The sequence below is a fragment of the Micromonospora sp. NPDC005163 genome (assembly GCF_053599835.1).
Window position 1 is genome coordinate 1 of sequence record NZ_JBSFYP010000050.1, and the last position, 20,011, is coordinate 20,011.

Consider the following 20,011-nt stretch of genomic DNA (forward strand, 5'->3'; position numbering starts at 1 on the left):
TCGATGGCTCCACGTCCATATCCAACACCGTCCGGTATGGACGTTACGCCCGTGTCATCCCCACTCGGCCGCCGAACCTTGCTGAGATCACCTCACTACGCTCGACCGACCTGCATCATCGCGACGTTCTTGTGGGCCGGTGGCCGGTAGGGCGCGAACAGTGATGCGAAAGGAGTAGCCAAATGCCGGCGATCTTCATCGATCATCAGCCGAGACACCGCATCGCCTTCAACGACACGCTCGTACGCGATAGCTACACCGACAGCGCCCCGATCGACAATGACCTGCCGAGGTATGCCGTCGCGGTCATCTGCTCGCGGTCCTCATCAGAGCCGTCATCCGTTGAAGCGATCGCGATCGGATCGTTTCGCCGTAGCGTGCGAGTAACCAGCTTCGCCCGACGGTACGAAGTCTCCGGCATCTCGTTACTCCGGCGCCCGGTTCCGCTTGAAGCTGTGCTGGATCGTGTGTCGCCCCAGATCAAGCCACATGTGGCCCCGGCGCACACCGCGAGGAGCGCTCTGCCCGAGGGAAGCTCTACCGCCGTTGTTCGTGTATTGAGCGAGCTGACGAGTGACGCAGCCGGCCTGATCGAACAAGCGAGCGGCTACCCCATCGGTACCAGGCGGATCACCGAGGCACGGCGAACCTTACTCGCCGAAGAAAAGGACACCCTCGGGCTCATCGCCGAGATATCCGGTCTCGGTCGTCGCCTTGGCCAGCCAGGCCGCGCGCTAATGACTCCGCCCGACGAACTGGACACGCGCCGCACCTTGCTGGAGACAGCGCGGCTCAGCTACAACGACGAGGACACACTTATCGATCGCGACATGGAACGCTTCGATGGCATTCTAGGACGGCGCGCACGCAGGAACGCCCGGGGCATGCTGATCCGCCTTCGTGGCGGCGAAAGGCTCACTGTCCTCAACACGAACAAGCGCGACCTGGAAACCACCAGAGGCAGTGACCTCATCTACTACCATGCCGAGCGACATTGCGGCATCCTTGTGCAGTACAAACGTATGAAGCAGGATCCCGATGGCGGATGGACCTACCGCGGCGATCCCCAACTGGCGACTCAACTTCGCAGCATGCGCGCACTTGATCCAGGGAAACAACCCGGCACGGTCGGGCAATACCGGCTCAGCGCTCAACCGCACTACCTCAAGATCGTCCGCCCCAGTGACTACGACGGCCAGTCGACAGAGCTAATGAAGGGCCTCTATCTTCCACTGGATCTCGTCGACCTCATGCACGAATCTGCGGCCGACACGACCAAAGGTGGCGACAATCTGCGCGTCACGTGGGACGACGACCGATGGCCAACTCAACGGCACCTGAACAACACCGACTTCACGCAACTCTTCCGGGACGGCTGGATCGGCTCGTGCGGCACCACAAGCGACGAGATCCGAAGCTGGCTGGAGCCTCTATTCGACGCAGACGAACTGATCACGGTCGCCATCGCCGAAGGGGCATCGAATAAAGCCAGAACGCTACGGCACGCTGCGCCATCGGCGCAGCCGTCTACGCGGGTCCGATGATCTACCCATCACAGTCCGGCGCCGACCTGCGTGAGCCCCCGGGCGGCGGGCGATGCGCCGTCCGAGATCCTTCCCCCATTTACCCTCGAAAACCCGTGTCAATGGTTGACCAGCGGTGACAACTGGTGATCACCTTGTTGCTGCGTCCCCGGTTCGTGACCGCGCCGGAGTCTCTGAAAGGCTGGTCGTCACGTCTTGTGCGACCGGCGCGCCAGAGCCTAGCCAGAGGGGTGACCACGGCGAGGACGCCGACTGCGACGGATTCGCTGAGCCGGGACTGCCCCCGGTTCGGTTGACTCCTGACCTGTGGGGATGCGTTCCTCGCTGGAAGGATGTCTGTCATGCCGAAAGCGTTCCCGCCGGAGTTCCGCCGTGACGTGGTCGCGGTCGCCCGTAAGGGCGAGGCGCCCCTGTCGCAGATCGCGAAGGACTTCGGGATCTCCGAGTCGTGTCTGCACCGCTGGCTCAAGCTCGCCGACATTGATGAAGGGGTCCGTCCCGGGACCACCGGCAGTGAGTCCGCTGAGCTGCGGGAGCTGCGCAGGCGTAACAAGCTGCTGGAGCAGGAGAACGAGATCCTGCGTCGAGCGGCGGCGTTCTTCGCCAAGGAGATCGCCCCAAAATGATGTACCCGCTGGTCGGTGACCTGGCCGCGGACGGGATTCCCGTCGCGGTGACCTGTCGGGTGCTGGGCTTCAGCAAGCAGGCCTACTACACGTGGCGCGCCAACCCGGTCACCCGACGGGACCTCAACGACGCGTATCTGATCAACGCCGCCCTTCACATCCACCACGACGACCCGGCGTTCGGGTACCGGTTCATCGCCGATGAACTACCCGCCCACGGCATCACCGCCGGCGCCAATCGGGTGGCTAGGCTCGGCAAGGTGCAGCGCATCTGGTCGGTGTTCGCCAAGAAGAAGGGGCTGACCCGGCGGGCCGGGCCGCCGGTGCACGACGACCTGGTGCAACGCCGCTTCACCGCCGATGCCCCGGACCGGGTGTGGCTAACCGACATCACCGAGCACCCCACCGCCGAGGGCAAGCTGTACCTGTGCGCGATCAAGGACGTGTACTCCGGCCGGATCGTCGGCTACTCCATCGACTCGCGGATGAAGGCATCCCTGGCCGTCGCGGCGTTGTCCAACGCGGCCCGACTCCGGGACCCGACCGGCACGATCGTGCACTCGGACAGGGGCAGCCAATATACGTCGTTCCGGTTCACCACCCACCTCGTCGCCGCCGGCGTCGACGCCTCCATCGGCATCGTCGGTGACGCCCTCGACAACGCCCTCATGGAATCCACGATCGGCCTGTACAAGACCGAACTGATCAAACCGCGGCGGCCGCGGCGCAGCCTCGCCCAGGTCGAGCTGGCCACCGCGGAATGGGTCGACTGGTACAACCACCACCGCCTGCACTCCGCGATCGGACACCGCCCACCCGCCGAACACGAATCGATGTTCTACGCTCACCAACAGCCCGACCAGCCGGAGCTGGTCACAGTCTGAGGACTCCACCAGACTCGGGGCGGTTCAGCGATGATCACCTGTGCTGTCTCGTCGGTCCGTAGCCCGCGCATCGGTCTCAATCGGTGTTTGAGCTGGCTGTGATCAGCCTCGATCGGATTGTTGGCGTACTGCTCGACGTGGTGCCACGCGGACGGGATCAGCTCGTCGAGCACGCTGGGGTAGACCGGCGCGGCGTCGGTGACCACCTCGCTGGGTGTCACCTTCAACGTCGACAGCGCCTGGCGGAAGAACCGCCGGGCCGCGTCGGCGTCCCGGCGGGCCGAGACCAGCACGTCGATGACCTGCCCGTTCTCGTCGACCGCCCGGTACACGTACCGCCACACCCCGTTGACTTTGACGTACGTCTCATCAACGTGCCACCTGTCGCCTGGTGAGTGGCGGCAGAAGCGGGCGGCGTCGGCCAGCAGTGGGGTGAACCGCTGCACCCAGCGGTACACGGTGACGTGATCGACCTCCACGCCACTTTCGACCAGCAGTTCTTCAACATCCCGGTAGGACAAGCAGTAGCGCAGATACCAGCGTGCCGCGACCACGATCACCTCCGGCGGGAACCGGAACCCGGCGAACGCCGACTTCGGAGGCAGCCACGGGTCGGGTCGGGTCGATGACGTCACTGCTCCAGCCTGCCTCGATCTTGCCAACGCTCAACGCAACGGAGCCGCTCTACCCCCGTAGCACGCCGTTGACGCGTTCCAGCAGGGCTGTCAGGTCGGCTTGTGCCGAACTGCGGGTGAGCGTGCGGGCGGACGGCTGAGGGCGGGGGCTGCAGTCGAACGTCGGGCCGGTGGAGCACCGGGCTCACCCTGGCGGTGTTTGACCTGCTGCAACGCGCCGACGGCGCCGAGCTGCTGAACCGGCACTTGGCCCAGCCCCGTGCCGAGCTTGCCGAGCTGCTCGTCGGCCGCATCTCCGAACTCCTTGCGGATACTGACCGGAGAGTATACAAATAGCGAAGGAACCGATTCCGGCCGTCCGCGCACACCCGGCTACGGTGGCCCGCGGAACTTGGGGGACGATGTGATCGAAAGCTCGGCCACGTACCCGATCGCCGTCGAGGAGGACGCGAGCACGGTTGCGGCGCTGCGTGAGGCCCTCGCGGAGGCGAACATCCCGACGCTGCTGATGGTCCTCGTGCAGCTCACCGGCGACCGTCATTGGCTGGCGGACCCGTACCGGCCCCAGCGCACCAAGGGGATGAGCGACAACGACACCGGCGGGCTGCCGCCGGAGGTCCAGGAGCTGATCCGCGGCGAGGCGTTTGACGCCATCCGGCGATGGCGCGCCGGCGAGCTGACCCCGATGGGTCTGCCGCCGGAGGAACTGTTCGTCGAGATGATGAGCGTCTGCGTTGGCGAGCCGGTCCCGCCGGAGTACGCGCCGATGATGGCCGAGGAGATGGGCTTCCGCGCGCGCGACGTCACCTGGGACACGTCGCCGGACCCCGAGGCGCTGAGCCGCTTCCACGTCCTGGTGATCGGTGCCGGGGTCTCCGGCCTGTGCACGGCCTTCAAGCTGGAGCAGGCCGGCATCCCGTACACGGTGATCGAGAAGAACGACGCCGTCGGCGGTACCTGGCTCGACAACCGGTATCCGGGTTGCGGGGTGGACACGCCGAGCCACCTGTACTCGTACTCATTCGCGCAGCAGGAGTGGCCGCACTACTACTCCAAGCGCCAGGACCTGCACGACTACCTGGAGCGGTGCGCCACCGAGTTCGGCGTACGGCACCGGATCCAGCTCCGCACCGAGGTGCGCTCCGCGCGCTACGACGCCGTGACGCACACGTGGACCGTCATGCTGCGCGGCCCCGACGGCACCGAGCGCGAAGTCGTCGCCAACGTGGTAATCAGCGCAGTGGGGCAGCTCAACCGGCCCTCCGTGCCGAACATCCCAGGGCGGGACACCTTTGCGGGGCCGGCGTTCCACTCCGCCCAGTGGCCGTCAGAGGTGGACGTGCGGGGCAAACGGGTCGCGGTGGTGGGCACCGGCGCCAGCGCGATGCAGCTCGTCCCGGCGATCGTGGACGAGGTCGCTCAGCTGACCGTGTTCCAGCGCTCGCCGCAGTGGACGGCACCCAGCGAGAACTACCGCCGCGAGGTCACCGACGGCATCAAACTCCTCATGAAGGAAGTGCCGCTCTACGCGGCCTGGTACCGGTTCCGCCTGGCGTGGGCCTTCAACGACAAAGTGCACGCCTCGCTGCAGGTGGATCCGGACTGGCCACACCCCGAGCGCTCGGTGAACGCGGTCAACGACGGGCACCGCCGCTTCTTCACCGACTACATGCTCGGCAAGCTGGGGGACCGCAGCGAGCTCATCCCCAAGGTACTGCCCGACTACCCGCCGTTCGGCAAGCGGATGCTGATCGACAACGGCTGGTTCGAGGCGATCACGCAGGACCATGTTGAGCTGGTGACCGAGTCCGTCGCGGAAATCCGCCCACACGGTCTGATCACTGCGGACGGTGCGGAGCACGAGGCGGACGTGATCGTGTTCGCGACCGGATTCGACAGCCGCAAGATGCTCGCGCCGATGGAGATCCGCGGGCGGTCCGGCCGGACCCTGCGCGAGACCTGGGGCGACGACGACGCCCACGCGTACCTCGGGCTCGCCATCCCGGACTTCCCGAACTTCTTCTGCCTGTATGGGCCGAACACGAACCTCGGCCACGGCGGCAGCCTGATCTTCCTGACCGAGTGCGGCGTCCGCTACATCATGGAGATCATCCAGGCGATGGTCTCCGGCGGACTGGCCGCCGTGGAGTGCCGTCTGGACGTCCACGACGCGTACAACGCCCGGGTAGACGCCGCGCACGGCCGGATGATCTGGACCCACACCGGGATGGACACCTGGTACCGCAACGCGCGGGGCCGGATCGTCACGAACTCGCCCTGGCGGGTCGTCGACTACTGGCAGATGACGCGCAGGGCGCGCCTGGAGGAGTTCCACGTGGAGGGAGCGTCGTGAGCGAGGTACTCATCGAGGTACGCCCAGACGGGGTCGCGACGCTGACCCTGAACGCGCCGGACCGCCGCAACGCGCTGACCGCGGAGATGGCCGACGAGATGGTGGCCGCCTGCGACGCGCTGGACGCCGACGAGCGGGTCGGCGCGGTGGTGGTGCAGGCGCAGGGCAAAGCCTTCTGCGCCGGGGCGCACCGCGACGTGCTCGCCGCGGTAGCGAAGGATCCTGCCGCCGACGGGGCGTATCGGACGCTGACCCGGATCTACGCCGCGTTCACCCGGGTCGGGCGGCTCGCGGCGCCGACGATCGCGGCCGTCCGTGGGCCCGCGGTCGGCGCCGGGATGAACCTGATGCTGGCCACGGATCTGCGCGTGGTGGCCGACGATGTGCGGCTGGCGTCCGGCTTCCTGCCGCTGGGCGCACACCCCGGCGGCGGGCACTTCACCCTGCTGAGTCGGACGGCGGGGCGCGAGGTGGCGGCGGGGATCGGGCTGTTCGGGGCAGCGCTCACCGGCCGGGAGGCGGTGCAGCGCGGTCTCGCGTTCGCGTCCAGTCCTGCGGACCAGGTGGAGGCCGAGGCGATCCGGCTGGCGTCCACGGTGGCCAAGGACCCGGCGTTGGCCCGGGCGGCGGCCCGCTCGTTCCGTCTCCAGGCTGGCCCGCCCGGCGTCGGCTGGGACGTCGGCGTGCAGGTCGAGCACCCCGCGCAGATGTGGTCGTTCCGGCGCGGCCCACTCGGGGAGGCCTGAGTGGCCCTCACCCTCCCGCCCGCGGTGCTGCCGAAGTCCGCGGAGGCACTCCGCGCCGAGGTGCGGGAGTTCCTGACCGAGCAGCGCGCGTCCGGGGCGTTCGTGCCCGGCGTCGACACCTGGCTGTCCAGCTTCGACGCGGAGTTCAGTCGCCGGCTGGGGGAGCGCGGCTGGCTCGGGATGACCTGGCCCAAGCGGTACGGCGGACATGAGCGCTCGGCGCTGGAGCGGTTCGTCGTCATCGAGGAGCTGCTCGCGGCCGGCGCGCCCGTCGCCGCGCACTGGGTGGCGGACCGGCAGTCCGGCCCGTCGCTCCTGCGGTTCGGCACCGAGAAGCAGCGCCAGACGTTGGTGCCCGCGATCGCCCGGGGCGAGTGCTACTTCGCGATCGGGATGTCCGAACCGGACAGCGGCTCCGACCTCGCCTCGGTGCGCACGAGAGCAACCCCGGACGGCGAGGGCTGGCGGCTCGACGGCACCAAGGTGTGGACCAGCGGCGCGCACCATTGCCACTACATGATCGCGCTCTGCCGGACCGGCCCGGACCGGCACGGCGGGCTCACCCAGTTCGTGGTGGACCTGTCCGCGCCGGGCGTGCAGATCCGTCCGATCGAGCTGCTGACCGGGGAGCACCACTTCAACGAGGTCGTGCTCGACAACGTGTACGTCCCCGGCGAGATGCTGCTCGGCACGGAGGGCGACGGCTGGAAGCAGGTCACCTCGGAGTTGGCGAACGAGCGCAGCGGCCCCGAGCGATTCCTCAGCACCGCGCAGCTCCTGGTCGAGCTGGCGAGGTACGCCGAGGCCGCACGGGACACCCGCACGCTGGCCACCCTCGGCGGGCTCTTCGCGCAGATGTGGTCGATCCGGCAGTTGTCCCTGCGGGTCGCCGGGGCGCTGGACCGGGGCGCCTCCGTCGAGGTCGAGGCGGCGCTGGTGAAGGACGTCGGCACCCGCTTCGAGCAGGAGGTCGTCGACGCGGTCCGCGTCGCGCTGGCCGGGAACGTGGACCGGGACAGCCGGGCGGCGGCACTGCTGACGCATGCCGTGCTGCACAGCCCGGGTTTCACGCTCCGGGGCGGCACCACCGAGATTCTCGGGGTCATCGTGGCGAGAGGGCTGGGGCTGTGAGCGACGAACGTGAGCTGCTGGCCGGTGCTGTCACCGACCTGCTGACAGACCACTGTGGGCCAGATCGGGTCGCCGCCGCCGACGGCGGCTGGGACGAGGGGTTGTGGCGGCACCTCGACCGCGCAGGGTTGACCGGCATCGGCATCCCCGAGGAGGCGGGCGGCTCCGGCGGCGACGTGGCCGACGCGGCGGTCGTCGCGCGGCTCTGCGCGAGCTTCGCCGCCCCGGTGCCGATCGCGCCGACGCTGCTCGTCGCCCCGTGGCTGCGGGACGCGGCCGGGCTCGCGCAACGGCCCGGCCCGGCGGCCGTCGCCGGGAAGGCCGACGTGACGGCGGTACGCGCCGACGGTGGCTGGACGCTGCACGGCGAGGCCCGCGGGGTGCCGTGGGGAGGGTGCGCGGCCAGCGTGCTGGTCCTCGCCTCGACAGATGAGGGGCTGGCGCTCGCGGAAGTCGTCGGGGCCGCCGCCACGCCCGGGACCAGCCCGGCCGGCGAGCCGTCCGACACGCTGCGGTTCCACGGCCTCGGCCTCCCCGACGAGCGGGTGCGCCCGGTCACCACCGAACTCCTCGGCGAGCTCCGGCTGCGCCAGGCGCTGGCAACCACGGTGATGCTCGCCGGGGCGCTCGACCGGGTGCTGCAGCTGACCCGGCGGTACGTCGGGGAACGGGTGCAGTTCGGCAAGCCGATCTCCTCGTTCCAGCTGGTCAAGCAGAAGGTCGCCGTCCTCGCCGGCGAGGTGGCCGTGGCCGGTGCGGCAGCGGACGCGGCGGTGCTCGCAGTGGCGGCAGGTTCCACCGACGCCGCACCGGCCGTGCTCGCCGCCCGCGTCCGGGCGGCGCGCTCGGCCACCGCGGCGACCGCGATCGCGCACCAACTCCACGGCGCGCTCGGCTTCACGAGGGAGCACCAGTTGCAGCACTTCACCCGGCGGCTCTGGGCCTGGCGGGACGATGGCGACGCCGAGGGCACGCTCCAGGAGGAACTGGGCCGGATCCTGGCCGAGCGCGGGGCCGCGGGTTTCTGGCCCACCGTTGTCCGGGCGGGGGTGTGACGATGGAGATCACCGCACTGTCGGTGTACCGGCCCGCTTGGGCCGACGCCCGGGGCCGCCGGATGCTCGGCCCGGACGAGGACGTCACCACGCTCGCGGTCGCCGCGGCCACGGGGCTGGGCGGGGAGGCACTGGTCGCGGTGGCGCGGGTCGTGCTCGTGACCCGCCGCCCGGACGCGACCCTGGGCACGTTCCCGGAGATCGTGCTCCAGGCCCTCGGCCTCGACCCGGCCACCCCGGTGGAGGAGCGGCTCGGCGGCGCGCCGTCCACGCTGGACGCCCTGCTGTCCGCCGCGCCGGGGACGCTGGTGATCGGCGTGGACCCGGCGGCCCCGGCGGCCGCGGGGGCGGCGCTCACCGGCCCGGGCGGGCTGTCGCTGGAGCGGGCGGACACGGTCCGCCACAGCGTCCCGGTCCGCACCCGGGCCACCGGCGATGCCACCGACCGGGTGTACGACGACCCGCGGCTGCTGCGGGAGCGGGGCTGGCGGCGGGCGCTGCCCGGCGCGGGAGAGGCGACCGTCGTCGCCGGGCTCCCCGACCGCGACGTTCGCAAGCTCGCCGAGGGAGCGCACGGGGTGCCCGACGCACAGGAGGCAGCTGCCCCGATCTTCGCGCTGGCCCGGGGGCCCGGACTCCTGGTCGCGGTCGAGAACGGGCACAGCGTCTCCGCCCGGGTCACCGGCGACGCCCCTTGCACGGTGACCGCCCGTACCCCGCACACCGCCCCGGAGACCTGGGCGCCCCGCACCCCGGCCGAGATCCCCGCCTCGCTCGCCTCCTACGAGCGGGCGCTGGAGGCCAAGGTCGGCCTCAAAGCGGGGGAGTGCCGGGACTGCGGCGAGCGCAGCCTCCCGCCGCGGACCCGCTGTCTCCACTGCGGCGGAATGGACACCCAGGACCTCGTCGCCCTGCCCCGGAGCGGGGAGGTCTACTCGATCGTCACGATCCACGCCACGGTGCCCGGCAAGCACGGGCCGTACTCGCTCGCGGTCGTGGGCCTCGCGGGCACCTCGCTGCGGACGCTCGCGCACGTCACCGACGCCGAGGCCGGCAGCGCGCGGATCGGGGACCCGGGCGCGCTGGTGCTGCGCTGCGTCGCCGTCCGCGCCGGAGTGCCCGACTACGGATACGCCTTCCAACCCGAGGAGCAGCCGTGAGAGATGTGGCCATCGTCGGGGCGGGGATGATCCCGTTCGGCGAGCTGTTCGACCAGGGCATCAAGGACATGGTCGCCCGCGCGTTCGACGCGACGCTCTCTTCCGTGGACAAGGGCATGCGGCCGGACGAGATCGGTGCCGCGTGGTTCAGCGAGGTGCAGAGCGTCGACGGGTTCCCGGCCGGGCTGCTCGCGGACAGCTGTGGCCTCGACGACATACCGGTGACCCGGGTGGAGAACGCCTGCGCCAGTGGCAACGACGCCCTGCGCAACGCGCTCTACGCGGTCGGCGGCGGGTACGTTGACGTCGCGCTCGTGCTGGGCACCGACAAGATCCGGGACACCTCGGCCAGCTCCACGTTCTGGGACTGGATGAGCACCAACCGGGACACGGCCTGGGACCTGCCGCTGGCGCTGATCTCGCCGGCCAGCTTCGGGCTGCACGTCGCCCGGTACATGCACGAGTTCGGCGCCACCCGCGAGCACCTCGCGATGGTCGCGGTGAAGAACCACCACAACGGCGCCAACAATCCCTACGCCCACCTGCGGTACGAGGTGACGATCGAGCAGGTGCTGTCGGCGCCGATGGTGGTGGAGCCGTTCGGGCTGCTCGACTGTGTGCCGCAGAGCGACGGCGCGGCCGCAGTCCTGCTCGCCGGCCGGGACGTGGTGGACCGCTATACCGACCGGCCGGTCTGGGTCCGTGGGGTCGGCACCGGAATGGACCGGGTGCTGCACGCCGAGAAGGCGAACCTCGCACGATTCCCGGCCACGGCGAAGGCGGCGAAGCAGGCGTACGCGATGGCGGGCATCGGGTCCGAGCGCATCGACGTCGCCGAGGTGCACGACTGCTTCACCGGCGTCGAGATGATGACGTACGAGGAGCTCGGGTTCTGCGGCCGCGGCGAGGCCCCGCGGTTGCTGGAGAAGGGCGCGACCACCCTCGGCGGGCGGCTGCCGGTCAATCCCAGTGGCGGGCTGAAGTCCAAGGGGCACCCGCCGGGCGCCACCGGCCTCGCGCAGTGCACCGAGCTGTTCGAGCAGCTGCGTGGCGAGGCAATCAACCAGGTGGACGGCGCGCGCTGGGCCCTCGCCCACAACGTGGGCGGCCCGACCGCGGTCTCCGCCGTGACGATCCTGGAGGGTCCCGATGCATGAGCTGAACGGCAAGGTCGCGGTCGTTACGGGCGCGGCGCAGGGCATCGGCCGCGCGGTGGCGTTCGCGCTCGCTGAGCAGGGCGCCCGGGTGGCGCTGCTGGACCGGGACGGCGACGGCGTCGCGCGCGCCGCCGCGGAGCTGGGTGACCGCGCTCTCGCGCTCGCGGTCGACGTCGGGGACGAGGCCGCCGTCACGGAGGCCGCGGACCGCGTCGAACGAAAGCTCGGCCCGCTCGCCGTCTGGGTGAACAACGCCGGCATCACCCGTCCGGCGATGCTGCCGTCGATGTCGGCGGACGACTTCGACCTGGTGCTGCGCGTGCACGCCCGCGGTACATTCCTCGGCCTGCGGGAGGCGGCCCGGCGGATGGGCGCCGGGGGCTCGATCATCAACGTCACCTCGTCCGCTGGGCTGGACGGCACGATCGGGCAGATCAACTACGCCGCCGCCAAGGGCGCGATTGTGGCGATGACGAAGTCCGCCGCCCGGGAGCTCGGCAAGGCCGGGATCCGGGTCAACGCGGTGTCGCCCGCCGCGGCCACTCCGATGACCGAGAAGATCCGGACGGACGAGCGGTTCGCCGCGCGCTACCTGGAGCGCATCCCGCTGCGGCGATGGGGTGAGCCGGACGAGGTGGCGGAGGCGTTCGTGTTTCTCGCCGGGGCCACGTCCCGGTACGTCACCGGCCAGGTCCTCTGCGTCGACGGTGGCACCTACATGGCCAGCTGACGTGGAAGGCATGGTTCCGGCGGAGCTGACCCCGGACGAGGCGCGGGTCGCGGCGCGGATCGCAGAGTTTCTGACCCCGGGCTGCCGGGTGGCGATCGCGGACGGGGCCGGGGCTCCGGTCGGACTGGGCCGCCCGCTGGCGTACGCCGCCCGGCAGGTCGGCGGGGTGCGGCTGCTGCTCGGCTGGTCGTTCACCCTGCCGGTGCCTGAGGACCCGGTAGCGTTCCCGGAGGTGCGGACGCTGCTCGGCGGGTACGCGCTGCGGCGGGCGTTCGGCGGCGGTGTGCGGTACCTGCCGGTCCGGCTCAGCGCGGTCCCGGCGTTGTTCGCCTCGGCGTGGCGGCCGGACGTGCTGCTGGCCGGGCTGCGGCCCACGCCGGGCGGGTTGGGCTTCGGCAGCGAGGTCGCCTGGATGCGCGCCGCGGTCGACGCCGGCGCGCACGTGCTCGCGGAGGTGAACCACGCGCTCCCGGCCGCCAGCCGCGAGCCCGCGCTGCCCGCCGGCCGGGTGACGATCGTGAGCGAGGTGGAGCGGCCGCCGCTGGAGCTGCTACGGCCCCGGGTCGACGACGTGTCCGACGCGGCGGGCCGGCATGTCGCCGCGCTGGTGCGGCCCGGCTCGGCGGTCCAGTTTGGCCCGGGCACGATCGGCGACGCCACGCTGCGGGCGCTGGACGTCCCGGTGCGCATTGACTCCGGGATCGTCGGCGACGCGGTGCTGGATCTGGACCGGCGGGGCCTGCTGGAGGGCGTTCCGCTCGCCACCTACGTCGCCGGGACGGCGGCGGCGTACCGCTGGGCCGACGGGCGGGCGATCACCGCGCGGCTGGAGCACACCCACGACCTCACCCGGCTGTCCCGGCAGCCGCTGGTCGCCGTGAACACCGCGCTCGAACTGGACCTGGTCGGCCAGGTCAACGTCGAGGGCTTCGGCGGGGACGTGGTGGCCGGGGTGGGCGGCCACCCGGACTACGCCGTCGCTGCGGCCCGGGCGATCCGGGGTCTGAGCGTGGTCGCGCTGCCCACCCGGCGCGGTGGGCACCGCACACTCGTCGACCGGCTGTCCGCGCCCACCTCCACCGCCCGCTCGGACGTCGACGTGGTCGTCACCGAGCACGGGTCGGTGGACCTGCGCGGCCGCACCGACGCCGAGCGCACGGCCGCGCTGCGGCGCCTGTGGGAGTGTTGAGGCTCCGGGACGAACTGGGATGAGCGGGGGCGTCGCCGCCCGGGGCCGCGGGACGCTGCCCGGGCGCAGACTTCGCCCTGCCTGCCCGTCCGGACCGGTGCTGATCCGCGCCCTTGGGCAGGTGCAGGTTCCGACCGTCCCACCCGAGTTTCGATATCCCGAGGTTCTTGACCCGCCGGGGCCCTTGTGTATACCGTCCGGTCAGTATCAATGTGATGCTCGTTACAGGTCTCCAAAGAGGAGTAGCCACGTGACATCCAGTACGAGGGGAGCCCAGGTGCGGACCGATGACGCACCGGACGGCCCGGGCCGACCGGCGGTGCTGGCGGTCGCGGACCTGACCGCCGGCTACGCCAAGCACACCGTCCTGCGGGGCGTCGGGCTCACGGTCGGCGAGGCCGAGCTGGTGGCCCTGCTGGGGCACAACGGGGCCGGCAAGACGACCCTGCTGCGCTCGGTCACCGGCCAGGTCAAGCCCGCCGGTGGCCGGGTGGCCCTGGACGGCGGGGACTTCACCGGCCGGCCGCCCTCGGCCACCGCGGTCGCGGGCATGAGTCTCGTGCCGCAGGGCCAGGGGGTGTTCCCCTCGCTGACGATCGAGGAGAATCTCACGCTCGCCGCCGCCACCGGCGGCAAGCGCGGCGCCTCGGCGAGCACGCTGGCCGAGACGAAGGCGTTCGTCTTCGACCTCTTCGGGATCCTCAAGCATCGCCCGAAGGACCGCGCCGGATCGCTCTCCGGCGGGCAGCGCCAGATGCTCGCGATCTCGATGGCGCTGATGACCCAGCCACGGCTGATGCTCCTCGACGAGCCGTCCACGGGCCTCGCCCCGGTGCTCGTCGACGAGGTGCTCGCCGCGGTGCGCACGGTGAACCGGGAACTCGGCACCAGCGTCCTGGTCGTCGAGCAGGACATCAAGCGGGTGCTGGGCGTCGCCGACCGGGCGTACGTCCTGAAGCTGGGCGCCCTCGTCTTCGCGGGGACTCCGGCGCAGCTGGAGACGAGGGACTGGGCAGAGCTCTTCTGAACGCGCACCACCCGGGCCTGGTTGCGCCCGGCCCACCTTGAGAGGAGAAGCCGTGAAGTTCGGAGCAGGTCGGCGGCGGCTGGTCGCGATAGCGGCGGTGGCCGCACTGGGTACCTCGGCATGTGGAGGGGCCGCCCAGGGCGGCGACGCCTCCGTGACCAAGGACGGCGTGACGACGTACAAGATGGGCGTCGCGATGGCGCTGTCCGGCAGTCAAGCGGCGCTGGGGCAGGACTTCGTCACGTTCGTGAAGTACGGCGTCGAGGACGCGAACAAGCAGTACAAGGCGGACGGTTTCCAGATCGAGCTCGTCACCGAGGACACCGCCGGCACCGCCGACGTCGGCCTCAGGGCGTTCAACAAGCTCACCTCGGTCGAGCAGGCGCCGGTCGTGTTCACGGCGTGGAGCGCGGTCGTCAAGGCGATGGTGCCGGCCGCGAAGGACGTCGGCGTCGCGCTGATTAACAGCGGCGCGAACAGCCCCGAGCTGGAGGGCGCCGGCGAGAACCTGCGCAACTTCTTCCCGCTCGCCTCCAACGACGTCGCCGCGGTCAGCACGTACATGGCCGAGACGCAGAAGAAGAAGCGGGCCGCAATCATCCACGTCGACAACGCGACGGGGCAGGGCGCGACGGAGGTCTACAAGAAGTCGTTCGAGAAAGCCGGCGGCGAGGTCGTCGCGGTCGAGTCGATCCGGCAGGACGCGGTCGACGCCTCGGCGCAGGTCGCGAAGGTGCTCGCCGCGAAGCCGGACACCATCCACATCCACGCGCTGCTCGGTGAGGCGCCGGTCATCTTCAAGGCGCTGCGCGAGCAGGGTTCGACGATTCCCCTCACCACTTACGCGGGGCTCGGCGAGGCCGTGGCGGTGCGCACCGCGGCCGGCTCGTCGATGGACGGGCTGGTCTACACGACGCTGGCGAACACCTCGGCGGAGGACCCGAAGATCGCGGCACTGGTCGAACGGTTCAAGAAGGAGAAGAACCGCGAACCGGCCGGCCTCTCCTACGACGTCTACATGTACGACAGCGCGTTCTTCTTCGCCGAGCTGGTCAAGGGCCTGCGCGCCGCCAACAAGCCGGTGACCGGGGAGAACATCCTCAAGGCTATCGGCGACACCGACAGCTTCCCGCTGCCGCTGCAGAAGTCGACCGAGTTCACTGACACGGGCACCGTCCGCAAGCCGGTGATCCTCAAGCAGATCGCGGCGACCGCGGACAACCCGGCCAAGGACAAGGCCGTCGCGACCATCGAGCCCTAGCCGACCCATCTCCCGCCGCCCCACCCCAGGGGCGGGGCGGCGGGACCCCCTGAACCGAGGGACGACCATGGACCTGCTCCTCCAGCTCGCCAAGAACGGCGCGATCATCGGGCTGCTCTACGGCCTGTTCGCGTACGGCATGAGCCTGATCATCTCGACGACCGGCGTGCTGCACTTCGCCCACGGGTTCACGCTCGTCGGCTCCGCGTACACGTTCTGGTGGCTGTTCCAGGGCCACGGCGTCCACCCGCTGCTCGCGGCGGTGATCACCCTGGCGGCGGCCGGGGCGATCGGTGTGCTGATCGAGCTCGGCATCTACCGCCCGCTGCGGCGCCGCCGGGCGGGGGAGATGGTCTTCCTCGTCGCCTCGCTCGCGGTGCTGACCCTTGGCCAGAACCTGCTGGTGCTGCTCTTCGGCACCGACCCCAAGCCCACACCGCCCTCGGACTTCATGTCGTGGAACGCCTCGTTCGGGCCGCTGCTGATTCGCACGTTCGACCTGCTGGTGATCGCGGCGAGCCTCACGGCGTTCGCCGGCCTGTACCTGCTCCAGACCAGGACCGCGGTCGGGCTGTCGTTCCGCGCCGTCGGGGACAACCCGCACCGCGCGGAGACCCTCGGCATCCGGCTCCAGCACACGTACGTGTGGGTGTTCCTGGCCGGCTCGGTGGTCGCGGGGCTGCCCGCGGTGCTGCTCGCCGTGCAGAACCCCGTCACCCCGTCCATGGGCTTCGACCTGCTGGTGAAGGCGGTCATCGCGCTGGTCATCGGCGGCGTCGGCAGCATGCCGGGCGCGCTGCTGGGCGGCGTCCTGATCGGGCTCGTCGAGAGCCTAGCCGTCTACCAGCTCCCGACGCACTGGGCCGAGTTCGTCCTGTTCGCGGTCCTGTTCCTGTTCGTCGTGATCCGGCCGAACGGCCTGACCCGCAACACGCTGCGGTCGGCATGACCGCGGCCGCCGCCGTCGCCACAGAAGGGGCCGCGTCAGCATGGCTTTCTATCTGAGCAACCTGATCGCGCTGCTGGCGATCTTCATCATCCTCGGGATGTCGTTCAACCTGCTGATGGGGAACGCCGGGCTGTTCTCGATCGCACACGGCGCCTTCTTCGGCCTCGGCGCGTACACCACCGGCCTGCTGATGCGCGATGCGGGCTGGGGATTCCTGCCCGCGCTGCTGGCCGCCTGCGCGTTGTGCGCGCTGATCAGCATGATGCTCGGCATCGCCGCCAGACGGGTCACCGACGTGTACCTGGTGATCCTCACGCTGGCCTTCCAGGTCGGGGCCATCGAGATCATCCGCAATTCCGAGCTGACCGGCGGAGCGGGCGGCCTGATCGGCATCCCGAGGCCGGATCTCCTCGGGGCGGTGCTGATCACGCCCGAGGAGGTTGCCACCCTCGCCGTCGTCTTCTGCCTGCTGGTCGCGGCCCTCCTACGGGGCGTGGTGCGCTCGCCGTTCGGCCGCTCGCTCAAGGCGTTGCGGGAGGACGAGTTGGCGGCCCGCTCGCTCGGCAAGGCCACTCCCGCCGCGAAGATCAAGGCGTTCGCGCTCTCCTCGGCGCTGGCAGGGATGGCAGGCGCGCTGTTCGCCGTCCAGGTGCGGTACATCAGCACCGCCGACTTCGGCCTCGACCGCTCAATCGAGGTCCTGTCGCTGACGATCATCGGTGGGCTCGCGGTGTGGTGGGGGCCGTTCGTGGGCGCCGCGGTCGTGCTGCTGATCCCCGAGGCGCTCACCTACCTCGACCTGCCGGACACGCTCGTCGGCGCGGTGAAGGGCTTCGCGTTCTCGCTGCTGCTGCTCGCGTTCCTGCTGTTCCGGCCGCAGGGCATCGCGGGCCGGCGGCGCCGGGAGGCCGCGTCCACTCCGGCGGCGAGTGTGGTCTCGAGGCAGCGGGAGGAGGAGTCGATCCTGCTCCCCGAGGCCGCCTCCCCGGTCGACGGGCGTTCTGGCGGCGACGCACTGCGGTGCGAGGGTGTGTCGATCTCGTTCGGCGGCCTCACCGCGGTCGACGACGTCACGCTGACGCTGCGGCCGGGCAGCATCACCGGCCTGGTCGGTCCGAACGGCGCCGGCAAGACCACGCTGTTCAACCTGCTCTCCGGGCTGCTGGACCCGAACACCGGCCGCGTGTACTTCGGCGAACGCGACATCACCCGGTCCCCATTGGACGCCAGGGCGCGGGGCGGAATTGTCCGGTCGTTCCAGGAGATGCGGCTGTTCGGCGGCATGACGGCGCGGGAAAACCTGCTCCTTGCGCTCACCCCGAAAAGCGACGAGCGGCTGCTCACCCCGGGCGTGGTGCTCGGCGGCAAGCACGGACCCGAGCGGGAGCGCCTGGCCCGGGCCGACGAGATGCTGGAGTACCTCGGCATCGCCCACCACGCCGACACAAACGCCGGCGACATGTCGTACGCCGAGCAGAAGTTGCTCATGATGGGGCGGCTACTCGCCACGAAGGCCGACTGCTACCTGTTGGACGAGCCCATGTCTGGGTTGGACGCCGCCGGGCGGGAACGCATCCTCGCGCTGCTGCGGGACACCGTCGCGCAGGGCGCCACGATCTGCCTCGTCGAGCACAGCCTCGACGTGATCCGCAGCGTCTGCTCCTGGGTCGTGTTCCTCGCCGACGGAAAGCTCGTCAGAGAGGGCCCGACCGCGGAGATCACCGGCGACCGCGAGCTTGCCGCGATGTACTTCGGAACATGAGAGGAACCAGAGTGGACGGAACCGTGATCGTCACTGGCGCCGCCCGGGGGCAGGGGGCCGCCGAGGCGCGTCTGCTCGCCGGGCAGGGCGTGGCGGTCGTGCTCACCGACGTACTCGACGCAGTGGGCGAGGATCTCGCGGACGAGTTGGGGGACCAGGTAATCTACGCCCACCTCGACGTCACGTCCGAGGCGGACTGGGCGCGCACCGTGGAGCTCGCCGAGCGGACGTTCGGCCCGGTGCGCGCGCTGGTGAACAATGCCGGCGTGAGCCACCGCGTCGGGCTGATGGAGATCGACCTCGGCGACTGGAACCACGTCCTCGATGTCAACCTCACCGGCCCGCTGCTGGGGATGCGCGCCTGCGTCCCGTCGATGCGACGTGCGGGTGGCGGGTCGATCGTCAACGTCAGCTCGATCGCCGGGCTGACGGCATACTCCGCCTCCGCGTACTCGGCGAGCAAGTGGGCGCTGCGTGGGCTGACCAAGGTCGGCGCGCTGGAGCTCGGCCCGTCCCGCATCCGGGTCAACTCCGTCCACCCGGGACTGATTGAGACGCCGATGCTCGGCGACGCGCCCCAGGCGATGCTCGACGCGTTCGCCAGCCTCACCCCACTGGGTCGGGGCGGGCGGGCGGAGGAGGTGGCGGCGCTGGTCGCGTTCCTGTGCTCCGACGGGTCGAGCTACATCAACGGCGCGGAGATCGCGGTCGACGGCGGCTTCACCGCCGCGGGCCAGATGCAGGGTGTGCTCGGCGCGATCGAGCGCACGACCGGGGGGCCCGCCACGCTGCGTGTCCCGCAGCGAGAGGAGTAGCAATGAAGTTCGGGTATCTGCTGGCCGGCCAGTTCCTGGAGGGCGAGGACCCGCAGGCCCAGCTCGGCCAGGCGCTGGAGCAGGTGCGGGCCGCGCGGGAGGCCGGGTTCGGCTCGATCTGGGTGACCCAGCACTTCCTCGCGGACTTCCAGTTCCTCCAGCCGATCCCGTTCCTCTCCCGGGTCGCCGCGGAGGCCGAGGGGATGTCCCTTGGCACCGCAGTGCTGCTGGCACCGATGTACCCGCCGGTGCTGCTGGCCGAGGAGCTCGCCACGCTGGACGTGCTCTGCGGCGGCAGGCTGATCGTCGGGGCCGGGGCCGGGTACCGCGAGGAGGAGTTCCAGGCGCTCGGCGTACCGCGGAAGGTGCGGGCCGGTCGGCTCGCCGAGACCGTGAAGCTGCTTCGACAGCTGTGGAGCGGCAAGCCGGTCACGTACAGCGGCAACGGCGTCGAGCTGAACGAGGCCCGGCTCCGGCTGCTGCCCGCGAACCGGGAGGCCACTCCGTTCTGGATCGGGGCCACCGGACCGAAGGGCGTCGCCCAGGCCGCGCGCATCGGAGACGAGTGGTTGGTGTCGCCCGAGTTGCCGATCGGCACGATCGTCGAGCGCCAGCAGTGGTATCGGGACGCGCTGCCCGAGGGCGTGCGCGCGGAGGACAAGCAGTTCCCGATCCTGCGCGAGGCGTACTGCGCGGCGAGCTACGACGACGCCGTGCGGATCGCCCGGCCGGCGCTGGAGACCAAGTACGCGGCGTACGCCCGGTGGGGTCACGAGGTCGGCTCGTTCGACGAGATGGCCCGGGACTCGTTCGTGCTCGGGGACGTCGATCGGTGCGTCGAGCAGGTCGAGCGGTACCGCGCCGAGGTGAACACGTCGTTCCTCGGCCTGCGGATGCAGTGGCCGGGGCTCCAGCACTCCGACGTGCTCGCGAGCATCGCGGCCTACGGCGACGTGATCGCGCGGTGCTCGCGGTGAGCGCGAGCGC

General features: G+C 70.6%; 18 protein-coding genes. 17 read left to right on the forward strand and 1 reads right to left on the reverse strand.

The genetic code is table 11. The features are described 5' to 3' along the window. Nucleotides 1-182: 182 nt before the first annotated feature. Complete coding sequence (locus tag ACWD6N_RS27235) at nt 183-1,544, forward strand: hypothetical protein (RefSeq protein WP_450005253.1); 1,362 nt, start codon at nt 183-185, stop codon at nt 1,542-1,544. A 341-nt stretch (nt 1,545-1,885) separates the two neighbouring features. Continuing rightward, nucleotides 1,886-3,054 (forward strand): IS3 family transposase gene (locus ACWD6N_RS27240; RefSeq protein WP_354967802.1). Its coding sequence is split into 2 segments (ribosomal slippage): nt 1,886-2,159 and nt 2,159-3,054, totalling 1,170 coding nucleotides; the frame shifts between segments, so codons are not numbered across the junction. Here the strand turns inward: ACWD6N_RS27240 and ACWD6N_RS27245 are convergent. Then, nucleotides 3,015-3,659: an IS6 family transposase gene (locus ACWD6N_RS27245; RefSeq protein ID WP_354967812.1), complete on the reverse strand. Its 645-nt coding sequence runs from the start codon at nt 3,657-3,659 to the stop codon at nt 3,015-3,017. The two genes, ACWD6N_RS27240 and ACWD6N_RS27245, sit on opposite strands and share 40 nt — an antisense overlap. 225 nt (nt 3,660-3,884) lie before the next feature. Here ACWD6N_RS27245 and ACWD6N_RS27250 point away from each other — a divergent pair, with 225 nt between their 5' ends. The 15 genes from ACWD6N_RS27250 (at nt 3,885) to ACWD6N_RS27320 (ending at nt 20,001) form a co-directional block, all read left to right on the forward strand. After that, on the forward strand, nt 3,885-4,025 hold the full coding sequence (locus ACWD6N_RS27250; RefSeq protein WP_354967801.1) for a hypothetical protein: 141 nt from the start codon (nt 3,885-3,887) through the stop codon (nt 4,023-4,025). A gap of 67 nt (nt 4,026-4,092) precedes the next feature. Then, on the forward strand, nt 4,093-6,042 hold the full coding sequence (locus ACWD6N_RS27255) for a flavin-containing monooxygenase (protein ID WP_450005254.1): 1,950 nt from the start codon (nt 4,093-4,095) through the stop codon (nt 6,040-6,042). Further along, a complete protein-coding gene (locus ACWD6N_RS27260; RefSeq protein ID WP_354967799.1) occupies nt 6,039-6,788 on the forward strand; it encodes an enoyl-CoA hydratase-related protein in 750 nt (249 codons plus the stop codon). Before ACWD6N_RS27255 ends, ACWD6N_RS27260 begins: the two co-directional genes overlap by 4 nt. Continuing rightward, nucleotides 6,789-7,919 carry an acyl-CoA dehydrogenase family protein gene (locus tag ACWD6N_RS27265; protein WP_354967798.1) on the forward strand — a complete coding sequence of 377 codons (1,131 nt, stop codon included), beginning with the start codon at nt 6,789-6,791 and terminating at the stop codon, nt 7,917-7,919. It begins immediately after the preceding gene. Further along, nucleotides 7,916-8,974, forward strand: a complete 1,059-nt coding sequence (locus ACWD6N_RS27270) for an acyl-CoA dehydrogenase family protein (protein ID WP_354967797.1) — start codon at nt 7,916-7,918, stop codon at nt 8,972-8,974. The genes ACWD6N_RS27265 and ACWD6N_RS27270 overlap by 4 nt, the downstream gene beginning before the upstream one ends. 2 nt (nt 8,975-8,976) lie before the next feature. Then, nucleotides 8,977-10,134 carry a Zn-ribbon domain-containing OB-fold protein gene (locus ACWD6N_RS27275; RefSeq protein WP_354967796.1) on the forward strand — a complete coding sequence of 386 codons (1,158 nt, stop codon included), beginning with the start codon at nt 8,977-8,979 and terminating at the stop codon, nt 10,132-10,134. Then, nucleotides 10,131-11,291 (forward strand): thiolase family protein, encoded by a 1,161-nt coding sequence (locus tag ACWD6N_RS27280; RefSeq protein ID WP_354967795.1) that lies wholly within the window; start codon nt 10,131-10,133, stop codon nt 11,289-11,291. Before ACWD6N_RS27275 ends, ACWD6N_RS27280 begins: the two co-directional genes overlap by 4 nt. After that, the gene (locus tag ACWD6N_RS27285; protein ID WP_354967794.1) at nt 11,284-12,021 is read left to right on the forward strand and encodes an SDR family NAD(P)-dependent oxidoreductase; all 738 of its coding nucleotides are present in this window, start codon (nt 11,284-11,286) and stop codon (nt 12,019-12,021) included. Before ACWD6N_RS27280 ends, ACWD6N_RS27285 begins: the two co-directional genes overlap by 8 nt. A gap of 10 nt (nt 12,022-12,031) precedes the next feature. Then, on the forward strand, nt 12,032-13,210 hold the full coding sequence (locus tag ACWD6N_RS27290) for an acetyl-CoA hydrolase/transferase C-terminal domain-containing protein (RefSeq protein ID WP_354967793.1): 1,179 nt from the start codon (nt 12,032-12,034) through the stop codon (nt 13,208-13,210). Nucleotides 13,211-13,487: 277 nt separating this feature from the next. After that, entirely contained in the window at nt 13,488-14,237 is a 750-nt protein-coding gene (locus ACWD6N_RS27295; protein ID WP_354967792.1) for an ABC transporter ATP-binding protein, read from the forward strand. 52 nt (nt 14,238-14,289) lie between these two features. Next, the gene (locus ACWD6N_RS27300) at nt 14,290-15,498 is read left to right on the forward strand and encodes an ABC transporter substrate-binding protein (protein ID WP_354967791.1); all 1,209 of its coding nucleotides are present in this window, start codon (nt 14,290-14,292) and stop codon (nt 15,496-15,498) included. 67 nt (nt 15,499-15,565) lie between these two features. Then, complete coding sequence (locus ACWD6N_RS27305) at nt 15,566-16,447, forward strand: branched-chain amino acid ABC transporter permease (protein ID WP_354967790.1); 882 nt, start codon at nt 15,566-15,568, stop codon at nt 16,445-16,447. 40 nt (nt 16,448-16,487) lie between these two features. Next, the gene (locus ACWD6N_RS27310; protein ID WP_354967789.1) at nt 16,488-18,209 is read left to right on the forward strand and encodes a branched-chain amino acid ABC transporter ATP-binding protein/permease; all 1,722 of its coding nucleotides are present in this window, start codon (nt 16,488-16,490) and stop codon (nt 18,207-18,209) included. A gap of 11 nt (nt 18,210-18,220) precedes the next feature. Beyond that, entirely contained in the window at nt 18,221-19,024 is an 804-nt protein-coding gene (locus tag ACWD6N_RS27315; protein ID WP_450005255.1) for an SDR family NAD(P)-dependent oxidoreductase, read from the forward strand. Between the two features lie 2 nt (nt 19,025-19,026). After that, a complete protein-coding gene (locus tag ACWD6N_RS27320) occupies nt 19,027-20,001 on the forward strand; it encodes an LLM class flavin-dependent oxidoreductase (RefSeq protein WP_354967787.1) in 975 nt (324 codons plus the stop codon). The last annotated feature ends 10 nt before the right edge of the window (nt 20,002-20,011 follow it).

Bases quoted from the DNA above. Each gene is read 5' to 3' on its own strand.
- ACWD6N_RS27235 (WP_450005253.1), top strand. From the start codon at position 183: ATGCCGGCGATCTTCATCGATCATCAGCCGAGACACCGCATCGCCTTC.
- ACWD6N_RS27275 (WP_354967796.1), top strand. From the start codon at position 8,977: ATGGAGATCACCGCACTGTCGGTGTACCGGCCCGCTTGGGCCGACGCC.
- ACWD6N_RS27285 (WP_354967794.1), top strand. From the start codon at position 11,284: ATGCATGAGCTGAACGGCAAGGTCGCGGTCGTTACGGGCGCGGCGCAG.
- ACWD6N_RS27290 (WP_354967793.1), top strand. From the start codon at position 12,032: ATGGTTCCGGCGGAGCTGACCCCGGACGAGGCGCGGGTCGCGGCGCGG.
- ACWD6N_RS27305 (WP_354967790.1), top strand. From the start codon at position 15,566: ATGGACCTGCTCCTCCAGCTCGCCAAGAACGGCGCGATCATCGGGCTG.
- ACWD6N_RS27310 (WP_354967789.1), top strand. From the start codon at position 16,488: ATGGCTTTCTATCTGAGCAACCTGATCGCGCTGCTGGCGATCTTCATC.
- ACWD6N_RS27320 (WP_354967787.1), top strand. From the start codon at position 19,027: ATGAAGTTCGGGTATCTGCTGGCCGGCCAGTTCCTGGAGGGCGAGGAC.